The sequence below is a fragment of the Arenibacter sp. S6351L genome, from assembly GCF_023016025.1.
Lineage (GTDB): Bacteria > Bacteroidota > Bacteroidia > Flavobacteriales > Flavobacteriaceae > Arenibacter > Arenibacter algicola_B.
In genome coordinates this window covers 34,759-59,014 of record NZ_JALKBB010000030.1, presented here as the reverse complement: position 1 = coordinate 59,014, position 24,256 = coordinate 34,759, and the positions used below count along the sequence as shown (strand labels likewise).

Sequence of the window (24,256 nt, the reverse complement as noted above, 5' to 3'; positions counted from 1 at the left end):
GACCGCAAATATAACTTAATCCAATGTTATAGGTAAACCAAAATAAAATTCCAGAACCTTTAACCTAAATATAAAGTCATATTTTGTCCTAATCAATTCTGCCTCCGCATTATCTACCCTGGACTGTGACTGACTAAAATCGAAGGCGTTCATTAGGCCAACATCAAATCGCTCTTTCGAATAATTATAGGCCAACCTGCGTGCATCCAAAGTTTTTTGGGCAGCTTCATAGGCTTTGGAAAAACTCTTAACATCTACATAGGCCTGATTGATATTGGTTTCCAAATCCAATTTGTCCTGTTCCAACTGCAAACGTGACTTCTCTACCCCAATTTTGGCCCTTTTAATATTGTTGTTAACACTAAACCCATTGAATACCGGAATATTCAACTGCAGTCCATAAGCAATACCATCTGTTAAATACAACTGATCTGCAAAAGCGATCCTATTAAAGGTTAACGGATCCCTAAATTCGCTTGAGTATCGCGTGCCATAATTAAAGAAAGCCCCTAAGGTTGGGTAAAATGCACCTTTGGCAATTTGTAAATCTTTTTGAGCCAATTCCACATTGGACAGCGAGAATTTAATATCATTCCTAAAGGTAAGGGCTTTGTCGAAAATGGTTTTGGGGGTATAGTCCAATATATTGGAGGGAGGAATGTCAAATTCCTCATCAGCGATATCAAAATTTTCGTAGTCCCTGATCTGAAGGAGTTGTGCCAAGCTTATCCTGGAGATCAACACTTGATTCTCCCCATTTACAATTTGCTGTTCCTGATTGGCAGCAGTAGCCTCTATTTCCAATAAATCGCCTCTTGGAACCACGCCGGCATCCACCAATTCCTTGGTCCTCACCAAATCCTGCTCGGTTACGGCATATTGAGCCCTAAAAACCTTAAGCGACTCCTTATTGGACAAAACTTGTAGGTAGGCATTGGCCACCGCAAGCATAATATCGTCCTTTAAGTTATCCAATCTATATTGATTGGCCAAGGCATTCAATTTTGCCCTGTTTAACCTATGAATATTCCTAAGTCCATCAAATAAATTTACCGAGGAACTAAAGCCTCCTGATGCCGTTGTTACGGTCCCTGTAACCTGTTGGTTCCTGGATTGATCCAAAACAAGCCCCGAATTACCAGAAAGACTGGCATTGGCATTAAAATTGGGCAACATATCACCAATGGCATCGGACTTATCAATTTTGGAATTTTCAAGATCAAGCTCATACTGCTCTATGGTCAAATTATTCTCCACAGCATAGTAAACACATTCTTCCAAGGTCCATTTTTTTTCTTGAGCGGATAGTATGCCACAACAGAAAATAAACAATCCTATAATTATCTTAATTTTCATGTTTTGATTGTTTTTTGATTGATATTACCATTAATTTCCTTCTGCCGATTCATCTTCTTCCTCCGTGCCCTTCTTTATGGGCTCTGTCTTGTTCCAAATCTTTACCTTGTCATCTTTGGTTATTCCTGAAACGATTTCCACATTTACTCCATCCGAAATCCCGATCTCAACATCCTTTCTTTCAAATTTTTGCTCCTCCACAGTACCTACGGCCACTTCAACAAAGGGTTTATCCGTTACCTTGTCAAATTGTAGATAGGCCTCGGGAATTACCAACACACTGTCTTTTTTTTCCAACACCAAAGAGGCATTGGCACTATACCCTGCACGTATCAGAAAGTCGTCCTCCACGGCCACATCGCCCTCTATCTTAAACTGTACTGCTCCAGATTCCTCCACGCCCTTAGGTGCAATAAACCTAAGTTTGGCATCGAACTTTTTATCGTTAATGGCACCCAAACTAATCTCTAGGGGCATTCCCAGTTCCAATTTTCCTACCTCACCTTCATCTACCTTCCCTTCAAAAATCATGATGCTCAAATCGGCAATAGTGGCTATAGTAGTTCCATCATTAAAGTTGTTACTCTGAATTACCTGATCTCCTTCCTTAACGGGAATCTCCAGTATTGTACCCGAAACGGTTGCCCTGATATTGGTGTTAGCGGTAGCGCTACCTCCTGCCGATCCATCACGGATAATCTGGTAATCCGACTGAGCATTCTGCAGCTCCAATTTTGCCTGGTCATATCGCAGTTGTTGGGTATTAAAATCTTGGGAGGATATTACTCCTTTATCAAATATGGCCTTATTCCGGTCATATTCAATCTTAGTATTGTTCAATGCTATTTCGGCATTTTTTACCCGACCTCTTGCCTGGTTCATGGACTGTTCATTGGGCACTACCTTTATTTTGGCTATTAAGTCGCCCGCCATTACCTTGGCGCCCTCTTTCAAAAAGATTTCATCTATGATACCTGAAATCTGAGGTTTTATCTCTACCTCATCCTCGGGTACTACCTTACCGGTTGCCACCGTTTTCTTTTGAATATTGGCCGTAAAAGGATTCTTTACCTCGTAGGTGATAGCAGACTTGCTATTGGATTTTATAAAAAAAGCTGCCGCCCAAAGGGCCCCAAGCACCAAAACTCCTATTAGCACATATTTTACAATCTTGTTCATTTTACTATATATTTATTTGTATTGGTTTGTTTTATTCTTCTCTTAAAGCATCTATTGGTTTTATACTTACGGCTCGCTGTGCAGGTATTAGACCTATCAAAGTACCTAGGACCACCATTATTACCAAGGCTCCCAAAACATAGGGTATAGGTACGGTTGGATTGGCGTAGGGGAAATCCATGCCCTGGGTCAACTTATTGATAAGACTTAGCACTCCCGCCCCAAGAATAATTCCCATAATGCCAGCTAGCATGGTTAGAAATACCGACTCCAGGATAATTAAAGATCGCACTTCCCTAGGTGTAGCCCCAAGAGCGCGCCTAACTCCCAATTCTTTGGTCCTTTCCTTGACAGAAATAAGTAAAATATTCCCGATTCCTATGACTCCCGCCAAAATGGTAGCAATCCCTACCACTAGTGACATAAAGGTCAAACCCTTTGCAAAACCTACAATTCTGTTGAATATTTCCCCTAAGTTAAATGAACCAATGGCACGCTCATCCTTGGGGTTTACGTTGTGAATATTCTTTAGAACCGCCTTCACATTTTCCTCGACTTTTATAACATCGGCATCGTCATATGCTGCGATAGCGAACCAACCCACATTTTCCCCTGTATTGTATAATTTTTTGAAGGTAGTAAAGGGTATATAAATATCGGAATCACTTTCAAATCCACCTCCCGGCGTAAACTTATGCACCCCTACTACTTGGAAAAACACATTGTCTATTCTTATATAGCCTCCAATGGGATTCTCATCATTTTCAAACAACTCCTTTTGGGTGCGCTCCCCAATGACACATACTTTTCTGGCACCATCAATATCCTCATCATTTATAAATCTACCGCCATCATAGATTTTCTTGGTGGCTATTTTTGTGGAAATAGGATAATCGCCATAGACCGCATAATTCCCAGACTTACCACTCCTAATAATCTGGGCCGGGCTACCTCCAAAAATGCCTTTCACATTTCTTGGGGCAATATATTGAATCTCGGGAATCCTATTTTTTAACAAGACCCCATCACTTAATTTAAGTTGTAACTGTCTTCCTGTTTTAAACCCTTTATAGGGCATGCTTGTGCTCTGAGCCCAAGTGAACATACTGTTCATGGCCACATTTTGAAATTGCTTCTCGAACCCATTATCCAAGCCTTTAGCCGCTCCGGACAATACGATATAAATTAAAATCCCCCATAATACACCAATCACGGTAATAATGGTCCTGGTCCTATTTTTACCAATAGAACCAAAAATCTCTTGCCAGGTATTACCATCAAATAAAAATCGCATATTATTCGTCTCTTAAGGCTTCAATTGGTTTTATATCCGCTGCTCTTTTTGCTGGAATATATCCTGCAATGGCCCCAAACAGTATTAATACCAAGGTGGCACTAATAGCCATAGTTAAATCTATATAGGGATTTGTTATAAAGTAATCCTTCAATTTTTCGCCCAACGAATTCAAAATAAAAACCCCTAGGAGCATTCCAAAAAATCCCGAAATGGTAGTAATAAAAACCGATTCCAATAAAATAGAACCGATGACCGACTTGGGAGTGGCCCCCAAGGCTTTTCTAATCCCAAGTTCCTTTGTACGTTCCTTGACAACGAAAACCATAATATTACTGATCCCTATTATGCCCGCTATTATGGTCCCGAAGGCTACAAAGCCAACTATAATTTGCAATACCCTCGCAAATTGCTGGTTCTGCTTTAATTGGTCTGCTACATTCCTTATAAACACGCCGTTCTGGTCATCCGGGCTTATGTATTTTTTTTCCTTAAAAAAACGAGTTAGGCTCAGATCCAGTGCCATTGCCCCGGCGTAACCGATCTCTGGTTTAAAAGCCACTATTATCTGATCTATTTTATCGTTATTTTTCTCAATGAGCTGTCGAGTTGTATAGGGCATATAGATCAATCGTTCCTCATTATCACCTCCATCATCCTGGAAAACTCCTATAACCATAAAAGCACTCCCTGCCACATCTATGTATTCGCCTATGGCATTGTTGTTTCCAAAAAGATCTTTCTCGACCAACCTTCCAATAACCACATATTTTGTTTTGTTTTTTATATCCTTTTCGTTTATAAAACGCCCCTTCATCATAATTGTCTTTTCAGCATATTGATGTGACGGACCAACCGCTCTGGTAGTATAGTTATTGGATTCATTCTTGTATTTAACCAAACCACCTCTGGAAATTCTAGGGGTGGTATACTCAACAAACATGGCAAGATTTTTATTTATATCCGCCAAATCACTATTATCAAATTCTATTACCCTATTGGATTTATAGCCTTTGTACGGAATGGTAGTTCTTCCTGGAAATACATAAAGTACATTGGTGGCATCATCCCCAAAAAACTCATTGAAGGTGTTGACCAGCCCGTTGCCCATTCCAAACAGTACAACGAAAATTAGAATACCCAAAGCCACTGTAAACCCGGAGAGAAAGGTCCTGAGTTTATTCTTGTGAATAGTTTCAAATATTTCCTTCCAGTTATCCCTACTAAACATATTGGGAGGCTCTAACCTGGGTTATTTTTTTATCCTCAACAATAACCCCATCCTTTAAATGAACAATTCTCTTGCACATGTCCGCAATGTCCGGTTCATGCGTAACTATTAGGATGGTGTTGCCGGCATCGTTAATTTTTTGAATAAGATCCATGACCTCATAGGAAGTGGTGCTATCCAAGGCACCAGTAGGTTCATCCGCCAACAATACTTTGGGTTCAGCTGCCATGGCCCTGGCAATGGCCACCCTTTGTTTTTGTCCCCCGGACAATTCACTTGGCAAATGATCCGCCCATTCACGCAAACCCACTTGCTCTAAATATTTTAAAGCCTTTTCCTGTCTTTCCTTCCTCCCCACTTTCTGGTAATATAGAGGCAGTGCCACATTTTCCATGGCGCTTTTGTAATTTATCAAATTAAAGGACTGGAAAACAAAACCCAAAAACTTGTTCCTGTATTGTGCCGCCTTGGTCTCATTTAGATCTTTAATAGGCACCCCGTCCAAAGTATAGGATCCTTCATCCAATACGTCCAACATACCCAAAATATTAAGCAGGGTAGACTTTCCAGAGCCCGATGAACCCATAATGGCCACAAGCTCCCCTTCTTCAACCGAAAAATTAATGCCTTTTAATACATGCAGGGAATTGCTCCCCATTTTATAGGATTTATGAAGATCTTTAATTTCTATCATGATTTATTGAATTAGGTGAGCTTGTCTGAAAATACGAATATAAGACAGACTATCGATAAAGTAGTTACAACAGGCCGTGTTAAAGCTGTGTTAAAAAATTAAGCTCCAAGGGATGCAGGTTTAATTTCGTTCCATACCTTTATTTCATCATCGGGTTTTATTCCCTTTATAATTTGGATATAGATTCCATCGCTCACCCCTAATTGAATCTCCCTGCGTTCAAATTTCTGCCCCCCAGTAGCAATTTCCACAAATGGTTTTTTGGTATCCGGATCAAATTGGATCAAGGCTTCTTTCACTGCTAATACACTATCTGCCTTGGCTAAAATAATTGAAGCATTGGCACTTAGACCTGCCCTAATAAATACGGAATCGCGTTTCTTTAAGGTACCTTTGATCTCGAATTGAATAGCTCCATTTTCCACTTTTCCCTTGGGTGCAATATAGTCCAAGACCGCATCGAACACCGTATTCTCAATGGCCCCTACTGTAATTTCCAGAGGTAGATTTTCCTTGATCTTACCTACTTCCGATTCGTCTACCTTGCCTTCAAAAATCATCTTTTCCACATCCGCAATGGCGGCAATGGTAGTGCCCTCATTAAAATTATTGGATTCTATCACCTGATTTCCAACTTCTACCGGCACTTCCAACACCATTCCGCTCACCGTTGCCCGTATCAAGGTATTTGCCTCATTGCCATAACCTTTGGTTGTTCCCGTCTTAACGATATCGAAGCGTTTGTTGGCAGCAACATAGGATTGCTTGGCCTGGTCATAGGCAACTTCTGCCTTTTCCAAATCTACCTTGGAAATCACCCCTTTATCGAACAAGGTTTTTTGCCGTTCCAAATTGCGCTTTTGGTCATCCAAGGAAATCTTGGCCTCCTCTATGGTATTCTTGGCCTCGTTCAAGGAAGATAGATTGGGGACCACCTTTATCTTGGCAATTAAATCGCCCGATTTAACATAATCGCCCCCTTCGACGAAAACTTCCTCTATAACTCCTGAAATATTTGGTTTTATCAACACCTCTTCCAAAGGCAGTATACTGCCTGTAGCCACAGTTTTCTTTATTATGGTTTGTGTGGACGGCTTTTCAGTTTCATAGACCACCGGATCTTCGGCATTTTTTTTATACAGATAATACAAGGCCCCACCGCAGCTAAACACGATAAATACTAAAATTATAACAGTGATCGACTTTTTCATGTTCTTGATTTTTATTGATTGATTGATTCCTACTTAAATTCTTATTCCTTGTTCAAAATTTTACAGCTTAAAAATGAAAGAATGCCTACTCCATTCTAAGTGCCTCTATTGGCTTAATTTTTATAGCACTTTGTGCAGGTATAAATCCGGCCAACAGTCCCGATACCACCAAAATAATCAAGGCCACCAGTACCACCCCTAAACTTACACTGGGATTTACAAACATTTCAACTGGCCCATTGCTTGCCAAAAAATAATTAATGAGGTAGATGACCAAGGCCCCAAAACTTATACCGGCCATCCCTGACATGATGGTCAAAAAAATAGATTCCATAACAATTTGAAGCTTAATGGACCATGGGTTTTCGCCCAAAGCCCGTCGTATACCTATTTCCTTGGTTCTTTCCTTGACCACAATCAGCATAATATTGCTGACCCCGATGACACCGGACAATAAAACCAGCACGCCAACGAAATAAGCTATCCACCGCATGGCCTTAAACAGGCCCAACACTCTGTTAAACTCCTCAAATAGATCAAAATGCCCAACAGCACGCAGATCTTGGGGATGAATTTTTTGATTTTCCCTGACTACGGTAAATATTTGTTCCTTTAGTTGGGTGATCGAAGAATTATCATTAGCGGTAATGGCCATCCAGCCAACGTTATTGGCTTGGTTAAAAGCTTGGGAAAAGGAAGTGAAGGGAATAAAAATTTCCTTTTGGATCTCTTCGGCATTACCATCGTTTGAATTCTTTTTGTAGGTTCCTACAACCATGAAATTTACTCCCTGAATCCTAATATAGGTACCAATTGCCTCTTCCCCTACATCATATAGACTGGCACGAACCCCTTCACCAATTACGGCCACCTTTCTTTTTTCTTCTATATCCAATTGGTTTATAAATCTGCCAGAAGTGATGCCCATCGGATCTTGGTTTATAATATCAGGATAATCCCCATACACATTAAATGCCCCAGTTTTTATTCCCCTCACCACGTTATTGGTTCCATTAAAACCTCCCAATTGATTTCTAGGGGACACAAACCTTAGATCGGGCACTTTTTGCCTTATAGCGGCCACATCTTCCAATTTAAAAGTAAAACGCCTTCCCTTTGGCAGGCCTTTGTAGGCCATGGACGTACCTTGTGTCCACATAAACATTGTATTGGTAGCGATATCCCCAAAATTGGACCGTATACCATTCTCCAACCCCTTCCCTGCCGCCAAAAGAACGATCAATATGAATATACCCCAAAAAACTCCAAATGCCGTTAAAATGGTCCTGAACCAGTTACTGGTCAACACTTCAAGTATTTCTTTCCATCGGTCCTTAGTGAACATATCTATTGGTTATTTATAAACAACGGTCCTATTCATCCCTCAAGGCTTCAATTGGTCTAATTGTAGCGGCACGCCAAGCCGGAAAAAAACCTGCCAAGGCCCCGGCTATTATCAATAAGAAAACCGTGCTGAGTGCAACCCTGAAATTAATGGAAGGATTAAGGACATAATCTACTTGAAGTTTTGGACCTACAAATTCCAATAATCCCATGCTAAATATTAATCCGGCCAATCCGGCAACACTGGTTACAAAGATTGCCTCGTGCAATATCATTCCCACAATGGCCCTTGGCCTGGCCCCCAAAGCCTTCCTTACCCCAATCTCACGGGTCCTTTCCTTCACAATAATCATCATAATGTTGCTAACGCCGACCACCCCTGCCACAATAGTGCATATACCAACGAACCAGAAGAAAAATTTAATGCCTCCCGTTAAATTTTGAAATCGTTTTACCGCTTCCAGCGTATTAAAGGTATTAATGGCACTAGGATCATTTGGCGCTACCGTATGCGCCTCCTTGAGATAGGTTTTGATATCTTCGGTCAATTTCACGGACTTTGCAACGGTTTCATCAAGACTGGCGGAGGGTTTTAATGTATAGAACAGCATATTTAGGTTATCACTTCCATTAAAAACCCGTTGGGCCGTACTAATCGGGATAAAGAGCCTATCTTCCTCCCTATCGCCTCCCTTATCCCCATAAACCCCAATGATCTGAAAATTAATTCCGGACAGCTTTAAAAATGCACCAATGGGATCTTCTTCCCCCTTAAGCAGTTCCCGTTTAATCTTATTGCTGATCACCACCACTTTGGCAACGCTTTCCTCATCCCCATAATTTAGATAACGGCCCTGGGATATAAATTGATTTTCAATATTCTGAAACAAGGGGGACACCCCCTGTACGGAATAGGAACCGGATTCCGCATTATAATCTACAGTTACATTTCTTACCCTAAAAAACGGGGATCTATTCTCAAGGTCTTCGCCAAATTTGGAATTGATGGCTTGGTAATTATTATTTCTTAGCTGTATGGGCCTACCTGGATTTAAGCCCATGTATTCCTGGGTAGTAACCTGTGTCCAAACCCCGATCCTGTTACTGGCATCCGCCTCAAATTCTTTGGCAATACCATTTTGCATGCCCTGTCCAAAAGCCAATAAAACCACCAAAATAAAAATACCCGAAGCTACGGATACACCGGTAAGAATTGTACGGAGTTTATTTTTCCGTATGGCATCAAAAATTTCCTGCCATCTTTCAATATCAAACATAGACCCAATAGTGTTTATTGAATAAGACCTATGTGAAATGAAATTGTTACAGGTGTAATTCTAAATAAATGTTAAAATTGAAACCAATTTTAGGCTTTCATCTTTTTGTAGATAAAGAAGAATAGACCCGCCACCAATAGATAAGGAATGGCCATAAGATAAACAATGCCGTTGTTGATACCTTTTGCAGTGGCCTCACTCCCTTCACTTTCCAACACTGCCCTGCACATGGCGCACTGGGCTTCGGCCAATTCCGGAACCAACAAAAACACCAAAGTTAAAAGCAATACCGCATACCGCATTCTAAAATTAGTACGTCCTGAATAAAATGTTGACTTTTTAGTGCACATAATAGGGAGATATCATTAAATAGACCACTACCCCGGTAACAGCCACATACAGCCATAGCGGAAAGGTAATCTTAGCCAATTTCCTATGCGCTGCATAATTCTTAAGGTAAGCCTTTGCATAGGTGCGCAGTACCAATGGTATTATTACTATAGAAAGAATGATATGGGTTATCAATATAAAGAAATAGATATACCTAATAACTCCTTCTCCGCCAAATGAGGTAGAATCCGAGGTCATATGATAGGCCACATACATTACTAGAAACGCCAAGGATAGCACAATACATCCGGTCATTAATTTTTGATGCAGCTCCAACTTCCCGTTCTTAACAGCAACAACGGCAACAACCAATAAAATAGCAGTTAAGCCATTGACAGATGCATATATAGGCGGTAAAAAACCAAGAGGCTCCACATTGGGTAATTTAACCCCAAAAAGCACTGCAACTACAAGGGGAATAACAATGGACACCAAGTTTATAATCTTGTTAAATTTCTTTTCCTTTAAAGCAATTGCATCCATTATTCTTCCAATAATTTTTTAATATCCTCTTTTAAGATCGATATTTGCTCTTCCTCCCCATGATCATTTTCCCCTTCCTGCTCGGTAATGGTCCCCCTGTAATATACAATTGGATTTCCAAACTTATCCACCCTGGAACGTATATAACCGTTTTTGTCTACCAATGCAAAAAGACCCGAATGTTCAAACCCTCCTTCAGCATCCGGAACTTCAGCTGCAAAAATACTAAATCCGGTATTGGCCAAGGTATAAATATCGTTGAAATTCCCGGTCAGCAAATGCCAGTCCATGTTTGTTATGCCATAATCTTCGGCATATTCCTTCAATACCCCGGGTGTATCATATTCCGGGTTTATGGTGAATGAGGCCACTCCGAAATTTTCAAAATCCTTAAATTCATTTTGAATCTGAACTAAATTTTTGTTCATTATGGGGCAAATTGTTGGACAGGTAGTAAAAAAGAACTCCACCAGATAAACCTTGCCCTTATAATCATCATTGGTAATCAACAGACTGTCTTGATCCACAAAGGCAAAGGGGGGTACTTTACGCCTTTCACCGTTCATTTTAACATATGCCAGCTTTTCATTGGCATCTTTTAGGTTTAATCTATCATTTTGTATTACGGAACCACCTTGTACCCTATCAACAATTCTTGGAACAAAAATGATTCCAAAAACTAGGATTACCAATGAAACCCAAACATATGTATAATTGTTTTTTTGCATTATTTTGGCCTATCTGCAGTGTTCTTTTTAAGGGCCATCCTATATTCGGCCAATATAATTTTTACATCATCCTCCATCTTATTGTTTAAATCCGCCACCGAGGACGTATCAAAACCATATTTAACACCCTCATCCTCATCATCGTCCCTTCCCCTAAGCACTCTATTCTTGTCGATAATAAACACATAGGGAGTACCCAGATTCCCATCTAAGCTCAGGTTTGTCTTTAAGCCCATAAAAAGTCCATTAATTTCATCCTCATCGCCAAAAACAAAATTCCATTTGCCAATATCTGCCAATTGCTCAAGCTCCTTTTTCAATTCTTCCACACCCTGCTCTGTGCCTTTGGGCATGACCATAACAAACTGAAAATCGTTGAACTCGTTAAAGCGCTTATATATCTTCTGGTTCAAATTGAAGGCATTACCCTTCTTACTATCCACGTCCTTCCCAAGAAACCCCAGCACGGTAATTTTACCGTCAAGGGATACAGCGTTGCCCGCAAAATCAATTTCAGGAACATCCTTTGTTAAAGTTGCCAATCTGCCAAAGTTTGTGATACCTGAAGCAAAAAATAGATATATCCCTATAGGCAGGATAAATAAGGTAACTAGTACTAATGTTTTCTTCATCCAAAATATATTAGTTCCCAACATTACAGTTTGGACTAAAAAGAACAGTCCTTCGATATAAAATCAGTACAAACCAAATAAGTACAAAAATAAAAAAGACGGTTGTTATACCGTCTTTTTAAGCTGTTAATTATTCGTTAGAAATTCCACTTAACGAAGCCATCGCTATAAACGTGGTATATATAATCTGCTTCAAAGAGAAGAATAAAAATAAGGTAGGCCACTAGAAATATTGGAGTCCATACAATAGCTCTTCTCAAAGAACTCTTTTCATCCCTAAGGTGCATAAAGTCCCATGCAATATAATAAGCCTTTACCAAGGTCAATATTATAAAAATCCAATTCAAGACTTTCATTCCAAGGAAATATGAATGGGTCAAGGCCTCTGGCTTTGCAATCCCCAATCCAACTTCAACTATGGTCACCAAAGTAAGGAATATTAGTACTCCCCATATTTTTTGGGTGTTGGACTTAAACTTCAACAGACCTCTAAAAATTTCGAGTTTATGTTCGTGTGCCATTTCTAATTCTATTTTTTATATATTCTTTAAAGGATAAATTTTTATTCTAAGCCTATTACACCAAGTAGAAGAAGGTAAATACAAATACCCATACCAAATCTACAAAGTGCCAGTATAACCCAACTTTTTCCACCATTTCATAATGCCCTCTTCTCTCATAAGTACCAAGAATAACATTAAAAAAGATAATACAGTTGATCACTACACCGGAAAACACGTGAAAACCGTGAAAACCTGTGATAAAGAAAAAGAAATCGGCAAACAACCTACTTCCATACTCATTCCTCACCAGATTGGCTCCTTCCACAACAAGCACCGCGTCATTTAATTTTTTCAAAGTTTCATCCCTTGTCAAAACTGTTTTATGGCCATCCTCATTTATTGATTCCGTACGTATTAAAACATTGGGATTGGTCTTTACCCCTTCAACCACCTCATTCAATGAGTAACTAGGCAAAGCATCTCCTTTGTAGTACCAAATTCCGTTCTTCTTTTCATGATCAACTCTTTCTTCATGCAGCGTCTCGGCAAAATCCCTTATGGCAAGACGATCACCTGAATCGGCACTAACAAATTGTAACACCCTACCTCCTTTGGTTTCCAAAGCTCCAAAATCACCTTTTATAAAAGTTGCCCATTCCCAAGCCTGTGACCCTACGAATATTGCCCCTCCAATAATAGTAAGGAACATATACCAGATTACCTTTGTCTTTTGTAATTTATGTCCTGCATCAACAGCCAAAACCATGGTTACAGAAGACATAATTAAAATAAAGGTCATGAACGCTACATAATACATAGGATAGTTCCCATGAAAAAACGGAACGTGGGTAAACACCTCATCGGCGATTGGCCAAGTTTCTATAAACTTAAATCTAGAAAAACCGTATGCAGCAAGAAAGCCAGAAAACGTCAAAGCATCGGACACAAGAAAAAACCACATCATCAACTTTCCGTAACTTGCGCCTAGAGGTTGATTTCCTCCACCCCAGACATTTTCTTCTGTACCCGTAGTAACCGTAGAATCCATATAAAAATTATAGCGTTAATAAAATTTTCACAAATTTACATTTTTTTCGGCTAAACAAAATTTTTGCCTTTTAAAAATGGCAAAAAAAACCCATTCTAAATAAGCATACCTAGAATACCTTCTAATTACCAAAGAATTAGCTCCTTTTTAGTTCACGAAATACATGAAAAGAATTAAGTAAACCCAAAGAATATCCAAAAAATGCCAAAACGTAGCACCTAGTTCCAAACCGAGCATTTCCTTAGAGGAATACTTATTTCGCAAGTGATTGGCAATAACCACCAAAAGGGAAATAATACCGGCAACAACGTGAACAATATGTACAGCGGCTATTAAAAAAACATAGGACATTTTAATATTGCTCGTAGGTCCGGTAAAATAGTAACCGTTGGCAACCATCTGTGAAAATCCGTTGAATTGCAATATTATAAAGGCAATTCCCAGGACCAGAGTCAACAATAACCATGTGGTACACTGTTTTACCCTATCTTGCCTTATGGCTTTCTTTGCCATAATATAAGTAATACTACTTATAATTAGAACAATGGTACTCACCAAAAACGATGATGGCAACGTCAGGTCCTTAATCCAATCCTCACGAGAACTACTCACAATATAGGCGCTGGTCCAACCAGCAAATCCCATTAGCAAGCTCACAATTCCGAACCAGAGCATCATCTTCTTTGCCCTAGCGTTTTTCTCTTTTCCCGTACCCTGCGTTAAGTCCATCCTTATTAAATAAATTTATCCATTACATATACCACTTGCATCAATGTAATATAACTTACACTGGCCAACATTAATTTCCTTGCGGAAGCATTATCCCTTTTTTCATATAATCGAAAAGCGAAGAACAACATTACCGTTCCCATTAAAAAAACAATAATGGCGGCTACAATTGATAATTGCAACCTTCCCGTAAAACCAAATACCGGAATCACCGAAATAATCATCATCCAAATGGTGTACATAATTATTTGCAAAGCGGTACCCTTATCCTTTTTACCAGTAGGAAGCATTTTAAAACCACCTTTCTTATAATCCTCGTCCAACATCCAACCTAAGGCCCAGAAATGTGGAAACTGCCAAAAAAACTGTATCATAAACAAGGTACCGGGCTCTATTCCAAAATTATCGGTGGCTGCCACCCATCCCAACATAAAGGGAATAGCACCAGGAAAGGCACCTACAAAGACAGCCAAGGGCGTTTTAGTCTTCAAAGGTGTATAGACACTTGTGTACAAAAAAATGGAGATAGCGCCGAACATGGCCGTCTTGGGGTTAAGAAAATACAAGGCCACGATTCCCAAAATTGTCATCAGAACAGCAATGGTCATAGCCGTGGCTACGGACATCCTACCTGCTGGTATAGGTCTATTCTTAGTGCGGCTCATTAACGCATCAAGGTCCTTTTCTATAATCTGATTATAGGCATTGGAAGCCCCTACCATACAATACCCGCCAAAAGCCAAAAGCATTACCGAGGAGAAATTGATTTCAACAGCACCCAGAAAATATCCTGCTATGGAAGAAAAGACCACACTTACAGCGAGCCTTGCTTTGGTAATTTCTTTAAAGTCAGCAAAATATACCGCTAAAGAGGTATTTTTCACAGAACCGACCGCCGTTTTCATTTACATTTTTTAAATGGACCGCAAAGATACACCTCATAAGAATTTTTTGCAACCAAATAAACATGTTTATATGAATTAACTAAAAAAGATCGGTAGAAGCCTCAACATACCCAAGGAATACACTTTCCCCTCTATTGACCTATGTGTACTTAAATCTTTTTGGAACAAAAAAAATCCCGAGCGTTGGCTCGGGATTTTAAATATATTTTAGATTTCAACTATTGTAGTTTGAAAGTAATTGGAATACTAAATGGAACACGAACTGGTCTACCTCTTTGTTTCCCTGGAGTCATTTTAGGCAATTTACTAATAATCCTTGCCGCTTCTTCCTCCAAGTTTTTATCCGGACCTCTCATCCTTACGTTCCCGATGCTTCCGTCTTTTTGGATAACAAACATTACGTTAACCCTACCTTGAACCCCCATTTCCTGGGCAATTTCAGGATAACGGAAGTTTTTTCCAATGTGCTTCTGCATCATGGAGTTGAAACAATCCCTTAATTTGCTTTTTGGTTCATTTTCACAGCCTGGAAAAATTGGAACATCCTCGATAACCGCAAAAGGTACATCTATATCTTCCTCTACCTCTTCCACCTCAACATCGGCTACCTCAATTACTTCTTCCTCTTGACTGGTTTCGGTAGATTCAATTACAGTTTCTTCCACTTCCTCCTCATCTTCTACAACCTCAATGATTTCAGGTGCAGCTGGGGGTGGTGGGGGTGGTGGCGTCTTAATTTGTTCGGTCATAGGAACTTCTTCATCCAAAGTATCCTCCACATTCATGGTGTAATCAAAATTATTGTCATCGTCATAGGTCTTCCATTCGAAAGCGATATAAGTCAATGCCATAACCAAAACAAGACCAATAACGAAATAAAGCCCGCTATTTCTTGTCAAATCTGCCTTCGGATTCTTTTTAAGTTCCATAATTCTTAATTTTTAATGTTCGCTAATTTATATATTTATTTTATCTGTTTAAAACTTTTTGTTAAAAAAAATACAAATAAATTTAAACAGGTCATTGGGCTCCAAAGCATCCTTTTATATGTAACTAAAGGCCCTGAACGCGACAAATTAGAAGAATCCCACTTCTTAAATATCCATTCCACTAAGAACCAGTAGGTTGCACCCCTTATATAGAACACACCCCCAAATTACTCAAAAAAAACACTATTTCATCCACTTTAAAGGAGTTTTTCCAGAGAAAATGTATTTTACCGTAAAACTTCCGAACAATGCCCCCAAACTATTCGCCAGAACATCCAGCAAATCGGGCTCTCTATCCTTTGTGGCCACACCTTGAAGCACTTCAATAATTATACCATAAATAACGGCGTACAAAATTATTTTCACAATTACTTTCCTCAATGGAGTATTTCTACGATCAATTTCCCTAAAGGACAAACAACCCAAAGCCGTAAATACAAAATAAAAAGAAAAATGTACCAGCTTGTCAAAATGTGGAATATCTACAGAAGGTAAGCTCTCTTCCTCAAAAGAAAATAAGCTGAGCGTTGTTATGAACACCACCCAGCTTATAAATAAGATTGTGAAAAAATATTTTTTAGGCACCTACAAGTTCTTTGTACTCCGCATCCCCAAGCAAGCTCTCTACTTCGGAAGAATCGCTTATTTTAACTTTAATGATCCAACCATCACCATAAGGATCGGTATTTACTTTTTCCGGTTCGTCCTCTAACGACTCATTAAAAGCTATGATTTCACCGCTTAAGGGAAGAAAAAGATCGGAAACTGTCTTTACGGCCTCAACCGTTCCAAAAACCTCATCCTTGTCCAAGGTCTCATCCAAGGTCTCCACTTCCACATAAACAATATCTCCCAGTTCCCCTTGGGCAAAATCAGTAATACCGACTATAGCAGTATCACCCTCTATTCTGACCCATTCATGGTCTTTTGTGTACTTTAAATCTGAAGGTATATTCATTATCTAAATTTGTTAAGGCAACAAATGTAAAAGAATATCTTATGTTTATCAAAAAACTCATTTAAACTTTTAAACACCTTATAAAAATAAATACCTTTATGTCTTATACCTCCTTGTTCAACTAGTTCCCAAAATTATACCTTAAAGTAAATCCGGTATTTATAGAAGTTTGTGGGAAAGCCGTGGACACTGCAAATTTTGAAAACGAATGATCGTAAAAAAACAGGGCGTTTAAACTTTTGCTCAAGGCGTAATCGGCAACAAATTTCACCGACATTAAATTTTGCCCGGAAGTTATTTGATTGTTATCTATGTCCAAGTTTCTTATAATGGTAATATTATCCCTAAGGGTTACATCCGCCTTAAGGTTCAAATCCCCTTTTAAGCGCTGCTGTTCACCTCCTATATTGGTCACAAATTTAACATCCTTAATACGATACCCGAGCCCTACCGTATACTCCTTGCCACTGATCTCTGTTAATAAGCTATTGTCAAAACTCAAGGACAACGCCCTATCCGTTCTAATTTCCGCAAGTATACTAAGCGAGTTTTGCATTTCAAAATCTACCCTCATCAATGGATTAAACTGATCCGTAAGCACCACATTGTTCATAATATTGACCGGTAAAAAGTCCTGGGTCTCCGAGTTTATCGGCTCCATACCCTCATTGATCAACTGTGTACGCGTTAAATTGGTCTGAAACGAATTTATACTGTAGGCCGATCTATATCCATGGCTTAGGGAAAAACGCTTAAATTTCTTCTTAAACCAAGGATTGCGCATTAATCCGGTATATTTAATGTTCCAATTGGGAATTGGAATACTTCTAAAAGCATCCAAACTTACCTTGTTGGGATCCTTCCCCGTATAAGCGGCAAAAAAAGCGGGCAGCAAAACATCTTGGCTTGTCTTACCATATCTTTCGGGAAAACCATCGTCATCCACCTCACCGGTATCATGGTTTCTTTCGGCAACAATCCTATTGGCTATTGTAATCCTGTTTTCTTTGAAGGTTTGAAAGCTGTCCGAGCTAAATTCGTCACTTTTGTCAAAAACGGTACCGATCATTAAAGTAGAAATACTAAAATTACCGTAGTTATTCCCTAAAAGATTCACATATTCAAATGCGTCATTGCCCAAATCCTCTACGTTAAAAGTTTCCTGGTAACTTTCGGACATTTGCCTATCGGCCACAAGGTCTATAGTTAAATCCCTAGTGGGTTGAGCCGTTGCCGTTATATTTAACTGCTTATTGGTATTCTGTATATATTGTTGGTTAAATTCCGGGAAAGTGGTCAGCCATCCGTTTCTGGCCGCCTCATATCTAACATCGGCCTGGCTACCAAAAACAAATCCAATGGTTGGTTTTGCCGTACCAATAAAACCTACAGACCTGGTATAACCAGGTAACACCTTACCATTGTTTTGACTATAGGTAACATTTACACGTTTCACCATGGTAAGCACATCTATAAAAGCATTGTACCCTGTGCCGGTCGCCTTATTATTATTTTTAGCATCTTCTTTGGATGCAGGGTTGCCCGCTTTATCCAAGCGAGTCGGTTTTGCAACTGCCCCTTTGGTATCTTTCCTACCTAAACCGAGGAAATCATAGAATTTTTGCATGGTCAAGGATGCTGTTAAATTATGTGTACTGGCATTCTGCACTGTGTTTATATCCTCTCCGGCCACTTCGTTCAAAGCATCCCCTCCCCTTTGCCAGTCAAAATTACTGGTATAGGTGTATTGGGCATTTATAAAATCGAAAGCAGGAATTTTGCTCAAGGGCAGTTCATAATTCAATTGCATTTCCTGTGAATGCCTATTGGGCTCTCCAAGATCGAAAAATCCATCCCACAATCCTAGGGCCTGATCTATTTCCGAATCCGGATTACCATCTTCCGAAAAATAATTCCTTACAATATTATTGTTGGAAGCGGTAAGATTTAAGCGTAGGGATTTTGTTAGGCTATAGTTGATAGCATACTGCCAATTGAAAAGATAATTCCTTTGTTGTAGAAATGGCAGATCCAACTTTTCTACCCCTGGCTCAAAAACATCCCTGAACTTTTGCTGATTAAAAGATCGGTTGATATTGGATTGAAGTGAAACGCTGGCGGGCAAAACATTCAGATTTAAATCTTTCAGCCATTTCCAATATTTCCCTGTAAACAAGGAATCCTTCTTGGCAAACGGTTCTACGGGAAGGGGTTTAAAATTATGGTTATAAACAAATCCTGTTACCACATTCTGATCCCTTAGCTCATCGATCTCAAAATCCCTATGGTTCACCTCGTTATAGGAATAATTAAAGGTAAAGTTCTCTATATCGTAAAAATTGGCCTCGGCCTCTTCGCCCCTATCCTTTCTTACCCCAATAAAATTTATACTGGTCCTCTTGGTATAATCCTCCCCTTGCTGTCTAATTGCTTCGGCGTCTTCCGGTGTTTCGGCAGCTGCAATGCGATCTTCCAATTTTAGATCATCATAGACAGGATCAAATTCAGGAGTAATCAACTGCTCCGAAATACCATAATTAAAAGGTAGTTGCAGGCCCCAATTTTTTGGGAACAATTGACCAATATTTACATTGGTGACCACATCATAGGAAATAGCATCCTCACGTGCCCGTTCATTGGGCATTTGATCTATGGCCCCGAACCCGGAAGTACTTTTACTACCAGTGGCGGACACATTGGCAAAATCTGCCATATTCATATCCATGGCAGCTATAGCCGCCCATCCCCCGTTATTATCCAATCCTGATAGACGTAGTTCGTTAAACCAGACCTCTCCCCTAGCTGGAAGATTATCATCGTTCTTAACCCCTACCATCATACTACGGATACCGCCTAAAGAAGGATTTCCACGGATACCAATACGTAATTTACCCAGTGTTCTTGGGTCAAATTCATTTACTTGGACCACCTCACCATTGTCTATTTCATAATAATTAATGGTGCTCAGGGTTTGGGCTGCGATTCCGGTAGATTTTACCTTGGACAGATCATCCAATGAAAGGTCCAGTTCATTTACATCCGGCCAAATTTCGCTGTCCGAACTTGCTCCATGAGGCGTTAGTTGTAAGGGCAATTCTATCTGATAAAAATTCTGTGTAAAATCCGAACCGATCCTTATAAATCCTACCAAGGGCGTCTCGTCATTGGCATAGTCGGATTCTACAATTTCTTCGGCATGCATGAACATTTTTAAGCGTTTATATTGCCTTACATCGATATCCAAATTTTTAAATACCCCTCTGGAATCCTGAGGTTCCAAGTTCTCCACCACAAAGGACAATGACTGTTCATTTTGCCTAATAATGGTATTGTTGTTGTTAAGCCTTTCACGTACTACACCTGGTGGCAAAACATAAGGTATTGGGGTTCGCGCAGCATTTTCCTCTACATTGACAGCGTTAACATCCACCAAAGTACCATCATCGGTAGGATCTCCGTCTACATCCGGTTGTAAAGATTTGGCATAAGTACGCCAATCTCCGCGCACTAGGTCCAAGGTAGCAAAACGCAATACCACATTACTTGAAAATCCTGTTAGGTACATCCGCATAAAGCTTATTGACCTAAAATCGCTTATACCGCCCACCGCATCCGTAAAATCGGACAAAGGTATCTTGTACTGTATCCATCGTTCGTTCAAGGTATTGCCGTTGGGCAAAGACCTGGTAACCCCTTCCTTAATATCCGTTACGTACTTGTCATTAACAGTAGTTCCTGGTTTAATATTGATACGGTACTCGTAATAACTATTTACCGTATTCATGGTTCCGTCCCTGTCTATATCCTCTACATCGGGCAAAGTAGTGGACCCCCTGTCAGAATTGCTCAATTGTACGGGAGAGTTACCATCCGGGTTATTGTAATTAAGATATCGTTCCAAAATACTACCTTCCCTGTTCAGAAAGTACTCGTAATTATCCAGTGCAGGATCTTCCGCAGGGCCATTATAGGTAATTCCACCTTCAAAAGTATAACTAGCCTCCTCTGCATCGGTTAAACCATCAAAACCAATATCCTGCAAACCTCTGTTATTCTGGTCTGCATCAAAGGCATATATTAAAGACTGGGTTGCAGGAACCTTACCCCAATTTGTTTTATAGGTAAGATCATTGGATACGGGATCTACAGGTAACCCATTTTCATATTGCTTCCGTCCATCGGGAAGAATATCCTCGGAAATATTACCAAGGTTGATCACCAAATCCCCAGCGCTTGTTGCAATGCCATCCACATAGGGATCCAATACCCAAAATTGCACATATTCCACGTTGGACTGTTCAAAATTGGTACTACTCAACGATCGCATTATCCCCGCCCATTTATCCTGCGGTTGTTCCGTAGTAAAATTTGGGTTTGCATTATAGGGTCCTTTCATACCAGGGTAATAGGCTATGTCCAAGGTGTTTTGGGCCAAAGTCTGCCCTTGGGCAACATCTTGGTTAAAAACATCCTGTATATAGATTCTTCTAGTCTCGTTTGTGGAAATATCATCATCACTCAATGCCGTAGGCCGCTGATTGGAATAAAAAATAGGATCTACGGTATACCAGGCCATTTTTGCCCTACCATATCCAGACTCCAAACTATTAGTCGTGGTTGCAAATTCCACAGGCGGACTCGCCATAGACCATCCGAGAAAGGAACGAATATCGATCAGGGATTGTGCCCCCTCAAAATCGTCCAAATAGGTTGTGGTTTCACCTTCAAAATCCGCATTCTTAGGAGAACTTGGGCTTAAAAAGGCCACTTCACCACGAACTGACAAGTTGGAAGGGACATCCGTATCTATATTTGGCAATTTATTGACCAACCTGGTCAAAAATGGAACTTCGGTGGAAAAATTACTGTTAAGGCCAAATATTGTGTTGTTTACAGGCTCTATACCATAGTTGGATTTTTGAGTCAAGGGTTTTTCATTCAGGTTCAACAAAGTACCCCCGAGCACAAAATTCTTATTGAATTGATGCTCCACATTTACACCTGTAAAACGTCTGGTCTGCTGTCCGAAGACCGCATTGTTCTCCACTGAAATATTGATAGGCGTATTGGAAGCCTCCAAACTTGGGTCCAAAATCTGCACCGTTCCCGACTGATAATTTACGGTATAGTCTATCCCTTCCTGCAACTGCCTACCTCCGGCAGTAACCCTTACAGACCCCTGGGGAACATTGAATGCCCCTATAGGAATACCATTGGTTCCCTGTGATTTATATGTTCCTTTTAGAATAAACCTATTTTTATCCGCATCTTGTTGTGCAGCCGCCGTTGGAAGCGAGTACATATTCCTAAAGACGTACTTCTTTTGATTGGCATTATAGCCTTGATCATTGTCCACATCATAGGTACCACCACCCAAAAGGTTAAATAAGTATTCCCCAAAAGGTTCAACTTTGGTAAATATGATGCTCCCTGTTTGCGAGTTTATTGTAATACCTTCCACATAATCAAAAAAACCATCCCCTCCACTTTGAAGATCATTATATGCATTTAACCTGTCCAAATTAAACACATCCAATAAAATCCTATCTTCCAAAGGCTTGGGGGAAGTTGGCCAACCAGAGCCGACACCTGATTCCGCTGGTGTTATATAATTTCTTGGAGTGGTTTCGGCATATAAAATGTTCAACTTAAAATCCTCCTGACTTAATTGATAAGCGCCAGTGGCGTAAATATTCTTCATCATAAGATCCCATATAGGATCTACAACATTGGTAATATTACTCTTTAACAACTTAAGGATCAATGTATTGTTGTTAACCGGAATTTCTGCACCAGGAGACACCGTAGTAGCATCTACGCCACCGTTGGCGAACTCTCCTACCTGATAAACTTCCCCATTATAAGTGTATTGAAAGGCTACCCCAAGGACTTCATCATTGCTCAATCTTTGATTTAGGGATATATAGCCCAGCTGTGGATTAAAGGTAAAATCCCGGCCCTGTTCCAGTTTTCTGGCATTCTCCAAAATAGCATAATCAAACCCCTGATTTACGGTATAGCCGGGCACATTAAAACCTGATTGAACAGTGGCTATATCGCGAATACTGCTTGTAAGCGCGCCTCCAGATGCAATTTGGAGAGGATCATAATCATTGGCACCGTTCCTTGGCAAATTACCGGCAGCGGAACTATTGAAGAATCCGGCCGGATCTCCATTGTTTTGCCCTATCCTGGTTTTTCCGGGTTGTACCTCCCCTAAATCCTGGATAGCAACAACGTTTCTAATATTCACAGTTTGTTGGCTCCTATTGGTAATCCATACTTCCAACCTTGTAATTTGGACCTGGCTTCTTATATAAGGATAGTTAACAAGCGCGGCATCATAATTATCCCTAAAATAATGGGCCAAGAAAAAGTGTTTGTCCGAGTCGTAATCCTGGGCCCTAAGTTCGAAGTCGTTAACCGTACCTCCACCTTGTGCCACTACAGTATTGCTTTGTGACCTTTGTTCCGAAAATACGGCCGTAACCCTGGTCTTCCCAAATTGCAGTTCGGTCTTTACCCCAAAAAGGCTCTGTGCCCCGGTAATCAAGGAACTATTTAGAGGCATACTAACATTACCTACTTCTATCTTTTGAAGTATATCATCCTCAGATGGAGTATAATCCAACTTTACTAAATTCTGAAAATCAAAGGTAGCCTCGGTATCATAATTGGCTGTTACCTGAAGTCGCTCCCCAATTTTGCCCAACATACTTAAACTTATCCGTTGGTCAAAATCAAAGGAAAGGTTGGTCCGGTTACGTGGGGACAGGGATGGGTTATCGTTTTTCTGCCATATAACCCCAAGATCCATCGCCACCGATCCTTGTGGAATCACCTCAATGGTATTACCGCCAAAGACACTTTCAAAAAAGCTATTATTTACATAGAAGTTGGGAAGTAAATTTTTGCGAGCCGCCTCACTACCCTCCTTTTTACCCGAAAAGGCATCAATTTTTTCTTTAAAATAAGATTTCATACCCTCCCGGCGTACCAACTCCAAGTATTGGTCCGGAGTAAGGATTACGGGATAATTAATATCAAAATCCCCAACACTTACCGTATAGATATATCTGTCCAGATTGGGATCATAAGTATATTTTGAAACTATGCTGTCCGGGTTTTCCATTTTCAATTTCCCCAGAGCAACACCCGTTTTTAGTGAATCTACTTCCTGCCCAATTGCATCTTCCCCTTCTATTTCCTGTGCCACGGAAGTACCCGTTGAGCCCAAGAAAATAAATAGTAGGATGATAAGCTTAAATGATGATTTAAGATAAAATTTTGCCCCTTTTTTCAAAC

20 protein-coding genes are annotated in these 24,256 nt (G+C 40.0%); all 20 read right to left on the bottom strand.

Annotated elements, in window-relative coordinates; all coding sequences use genetic code 11:
- Positions 1-15: 15 nt before the first annotated feature.
- The 20 genes from MWU82_RS19945 to sprA all read right to left on the bottom strand — a co-directional run bounded on the left by MWU82_RS19945 (position 16) and on the right by sprA (position 24,254).
- Positions 16-1,356, bottom strand: coding sequence for a TolC family protein (locus MWU82_RS19945; protein ID WP_247097683.1), 1,341 nt, complete (start codon positions 1,354-1,356; stop codon positions 16-18).
- 30 nt (positions 1,357-1,386) lie between these two features.
- Complete coding sequence (locus tag MWU82_RS19940) at positions 1,387-2,535, bottom strand: efflux RND transporter periplasmic adaptor subunit (protein WP_215950175.1); 1,149 nt, start codon at positions 2,533-2,535, stop codon at positions 1,387-1,389.
- 31 nt (positions 2,536-2,566) lie between these two features.
- Positions 2,567-3,829, bottom strand: coding sequence for an ABC transporter permease (locus tag MWU82_RS19935; protein ID WP_215950174.1), 1,263 nt, complete (start codon positions 3,827-3,829; stop codon positions 2,567-2,569).
- Position 3,830: 1 nt separating this feature from the next.
- Complete coding sequence (locus MWU82_RS19930; RefSeq protein WP_215950173.1) at positions 3,831-5,060, bottom strand: ABC transporter permease; 1,230 nt, start codon at positions 5,058-5,060, stop codon at positions 3,831-3,833.
- A complete protein-coding gene (locus MWU82_RS19925) occupies positions 5,053-5,754 on the bottom strand; it encodes an ABC transporter ATP-binding protein (RefSeq protein ID WP_031442418.1) in 702 nt (233 codons plus the stop codon). The genes MWU82_RS19930 and MWU82_RS19925 overlap by 8 nt, the downstream gene beginning before the upstream one ends.
- Positions 5,755-5,852: 98 nt before the next feature.
- Positions 5,853-6,965, bottom strand: coding sequence for an efflux RND transporter periplasmic adaptor subunit (locus MWU82_RS19920; RefSeq protein WP_247097682.1), 1,113 nt, complete (start codon positions 6,963-6,965; stop codon positions 5,853-5,855).
- Between the two features lie 85 nt (positions 6,966-7,050).
- Positions 7,051-8,310, bottom strand: coding sequence for an ABC transporter permease (locus tag MWU82_RS19915; protein WP_247097681.1), 1,260 nt, complete (start codon positions 8,308-8,310; stop codon positions 7,051-7,053).
- Between the two features lie 28 nt (positions 8,311-8,338).
- Positions 8,339-9,586: an ABC transporter permease gene (locus tag MWU82_RS19910; RefSeq protein WP_215950170.1), complete on the bottom strand. Its 1,248-nt coding sequence runs from the start codon at positions 9,584-9,586 to the stop codon at positions 8,339-8,341.
- Positions 9,587-9,675: 89 nt separating this feature from the next.
- Positions 9,676-9,888 carry a hypothetical protein gene (locus MWU82_RS19905; RefSeq protein WP_215950262.1) on the bottom strand — a complete coding sequence of 71 codons (213 nt, stop codon included), beginning with the start codon at positions 9,886-9,888 and terminating at the stop codon, positions 9,676-9,678.
- Between the two features lie 37 nt (positions 9,889-9,925).
- Positions 9,926-10,459, bottom strand: coding sequence for a DUF420 domain-containing protein (locus MWU82_RS19900; RefSeq protein ID WP_215950169.1), 534 nt, complete (start codon positions 10,457-10,459; stop codon positions 9,926-9,928).
- Positions 10,459-11,187 (bottom strand): SCO family protein, encoded by a 729-nt coding sequence (locus MWU82_RS19895; protein WP_247097680.1) that lies wholly within the window; start codon positions 11,185-11,187, stop codon positions 10,459-10,461. The genes MWU82_RS19900 and MWU82_RS19895 overlap by 1 nt, the downstream gene beginning before the upstream one ends.
- A complete protein-coding gene (locus MWU82_RS19890) occupies positions 11,187-11,819 on the bottom strand; it encodes a hypothetical protein (RefSeq protein ID WP_247097679.1) in 633 nt (210 codons plus the stop codon). The genes MWU82_RS19895 and MWU82_RS19890 overlap by 1 nt, the downstream gene beginning before the upstream one ends.
- Positions 11,820-11,956: 137 nt before the next feature.
- Complete coding sequence (locus MWU82_RS19885; protein ID WP_215950166.1) at positions 11,957-12,340, bottom strand: cytochrome C oxidase subunit IV family protein; 384 nt, start codon at positions 12,338-12,340, stop codon at positions 11,957-11,959.
- Between the two features lie 55 nt (positions 12,341-12,395).
- The gene (locus MWU82_RS19880) at positions 12,396-13,370 is read right to left on the bottom strand and encodes a cytochrome c oxidase subunit 3 (RefSeq protein ID WP_247097678.1); all 975 of its coding nucleotides are present in this window, start codon (positions 13,368-13,370) and stop codon (positions 12,396-12,398) included.
- 147 nt (positions 13,371-13,517) lie between these two features.
- On the bottom strand, positions 13,518-14,099 hold the full coding sequence (locus MWU82_RS19875) for a cytochrome c oxidase subunit 3 (protein ID WP_247097677.1): 582 nt from the start codon (positions 14,097-14,099) through the stop codon (positions 13,518-13,520).
- A gap of 5 nt (positions 14,100-14,104) precedes the next feature.
- Positions 14,105-15,004, bottom strand: a complete 900-nt coding sequence (gene cyoE / locus MWU82_RS19870; RefSeq protein WP_247097676.1) for a heme o synthase — start codon at positions 15,002-15,004, stop codon at positions 14,105-14,107.
- A 218-nt stretch (positions 15,005-15,222) separates the two neighbouring features.
- Positions 15,223-15,933, bottom strand: a complete 711-nt coding sequence (locus tag MWU82_RS19865) for an energy transducer TonB (protein WP_247097675.1) — start codon at positions 15,931-15,933, stop codon at positions 15,223-15,225.
- Between the two features lie 243 nt (positions 15,934-16,176).
- Complete coding sequence (locus MWU82_RS19860; RefSeq protein WP_215950161.1) at positions 16,177-16,533, bottom strand: VanZ family protein; 357 nt, start codon at positions 16,531-16,533, stop codon at positions 16,177-16,179.
- Between the two features lie 37 nt (positions 16,534-16,570).
- Complete coding sequence (gene gcvH, locus MWU82_RS19855) at positions 16,571-16,951, bottom strand: glycine cleavage system protein GcvH (RefSeq protein ID WP_215950160.1); 381 nt, start codon at positions 16,949-16,951, stop codon at positions 16,571-16,573.
- A gap of 121 nt (positions 16,952-17,072) precedes the next feature.
- Positions 17,073-24,254 (bottom strand): cell surface protein SprA, encoded by a 7,182-nt coding sequence (sprA, locus tag MWU82_RS19850; RefSeq protein ID WP_215950159.1) that lies wholly within the window; start codon positions 24,252-24,254, stop codon positions 17,073-17,075.
- Positions 24,255-24,256: the final 2 nt, after the last annotated feature.

Bases quoted from the DNA above. Each gene is read 5' to 3' on its own strand.
- MWU82_RS19895 (WP_247097680.1), bottom strand. From the start codon at position 11,187: ATGCAAAAAAACAATTATACATATGTTTGGGTTTCATTGGTAATCCTA.
- MWU82_RS19885 (WP_215950166.1), bottom strand. From the start codon at position 12,340: ATGGCACACGAACATAAACTCGAAATTTTTAGAGGTCTGTTGAAGTTT.
- gcvH (WP_215950160.1), bottom strand. From the start codon at position 16,951: ATGAATATACCTTCAGATTTAAAGTACACAAAAGACCATGAATGGGTC.
- MWU82_RS19935 (WP_215950174.1), bottom strand. From the start codon at position 3,829: ATGCGATTTTTATTTGATGGTAATACCTGGCAAGAGATTTTTGGTTCT.
- MWU82_RS19905 (WP_215950262.1), bottom strand. From the start codon at position 9,888: ATGCGGTATGCGGTATTGCTTTTAACTTTGGTGTTTTTGTTGGTTCCG.
- MWU82_RS19920 (WP_247097682.1), bottom strand. From the start codon at position 6,965: ATGAAAAAGTCGATCACTGTTATAATTTTAGTATTTATCGTGTTTAGC.
- MWU82_RS19930 (WP_215950173.1), bottom strand. From the start codon at position 5,060: ATGTTTAGTAGGGATAACTGGAAGGAAATATTTGAAACTATTCACAAG.
- MWU82_RS19875 (WP_247097677.1), bottom strand. From the start codon at position 14,099: ATGGACTTAACGCAGGGTACGGGAAAAGAGAAAAACGCTAGGGCAAAG.
- MWU82_RS19880 (WP_247097678.1), bottom strand. From the start codon at position 13,370: ATGGATTCTACGGTTACTACGGGTACAGAAGAAAATGTCTGGGGTGGA.
- MWU82_RS19900 (WP_215950169.1), bottom strand. From the start codon at position 10,459: ATGGATGCAATTGCTTTAAAGGAAAAGAAATTTAACAAGATTATAAAC.
- MWU82_RS19915 (WP_247097681.1), bottom strand. From the start codon at position 8,310: ATGTTCACTAAGGACCGATGGAAAGAAATACTTGAAGTGTTGACCAGT.
- cyoE (WP_247097676.1), bottom strand. From the start codon at position 15,004: ATGAAAACGGCGGTCGGTTCTGTGAAAAATACCTCTTTAGCGGTATAT.
- MWU82_RS19865 (WP_247097675.1), bottom strand. From the start codon at position 15,933: ATGGAACTTAAAAAGAATCCGAAGGCAGATTTGACAAGAAATAGCGGG.
- MWU82_RS19945 (WP_247097683.1), bottom strand. From the start codon at position 1,356: ATGAAAATTAAGATAATTATAGGATTGTTTATTTTCTGTTGTGGCATA.
- MWU82_RS19910 (WP_215950170.1), bottom strand. From the start codon at position 9,586: ATGTTTGATATTGAAAGATGGCAGGAAATTTTTGATGCCATACGGAAA.
- MWU82_RS19940 (WP_215950175.1), bottom strand. From the start codon at position 2,535: ATGAACAAGATTGTAAAATATGTGCTAATAGGAGTTTTGGTGCTTGGG.
- MWU82_RS19925 (WP_031442418.1), bottom strand. From the start codon at position 5,754: ATGATAGAAATTAAAGATCTTCATAAATCCTATAAAATGGGGAGCAAT.
- MWU82_RS19890 (WP_247097679.1), bottom strand. From the start codon at position 11,819: ATGAAGAAAACATTAGTACTAGTTACCTTATTTATCCTGCCTATAGGG.